Below are 674 nucleotides of genomic sequence, written 5' to 3'. Positions count from 1 at the left end.
GTCTGTATCAGTTGCTGTATTACCTGCTACATCACTGACTGTGGCTGTGGCGGTTAATGTACCATCGTTAAGCTCTGATACGTCTGCACCTGTGATTGTATACGCTTCATCAGTAACGAGTGCGGTGAACGTTTTAGTATTTGTGCCATCAGTTACTGTTACGGTAACCGTTTGGCCATCTTCAACACCTACAGCTGTACCGTTTATGGTTACATTTGTATTTTCACCATTACCATTTATTACGCTATCGTCTGTATCAACAATATCAACTGTGACATTAGCAACCGTATCTTTTGTTAGGTTAGCGGTATTAACCGCTTCATTACCTGCGTTATCAAATACGCTAACACTTACGGTTATGTCGCCATCGGCAAGCGAGCTTATATTTTCGTTATTTACTTCCCAGCTGCCATCGTTATTTATGGTTACATTATCAACGATTACTTTTGTGCCGTCTTTGTCTGTAAAGGTAACAGTTATGCTATTCGTTGACTCTACATCATCAACCACACCGCTTACGCTAACAGCCTCGTCCTCGGCTGCGTTTATTACAGTATCATCTAGCACTAAAGTGGTGCTTGCTTGGGTGTCTTTTGTGAAATCTAGCGTGCTTGTTGCTACGTTACCCGCTATATCTTGTGTGCTTACATCTACTGTGTAGTCGCCATCTGATA

The 674-nt window shown here is 42.1% G+C and carries 1 protein-coding gene; it reads right to left on the bottom strand.

Features of this window, described 5'->3' with window-relative positions; genetic code table 11:
* Positions 1-674: Ig-like domain-containing protein (locus WDB87_RS00045; RefSeq protein ID WP_337848636.1), on the bottom strand; the 674-nt coding region annotated here is incomplete at both ends.

This window comes from Pseudoalteromonas sp. C12FD-1 (assembly GCF_037414265.1).
Classification (GTDB): Bacteria; Pseudomonadota; Gammaproteobacteria; order Enterobacterales; family Alteromonadaceae; genus Pseudoalteromonas.
The sequence above is the reverse complement of the archived record's forward strand: the minus strand, read 5'-3'. Positions and strand labels throughout refer to the sequence as shown.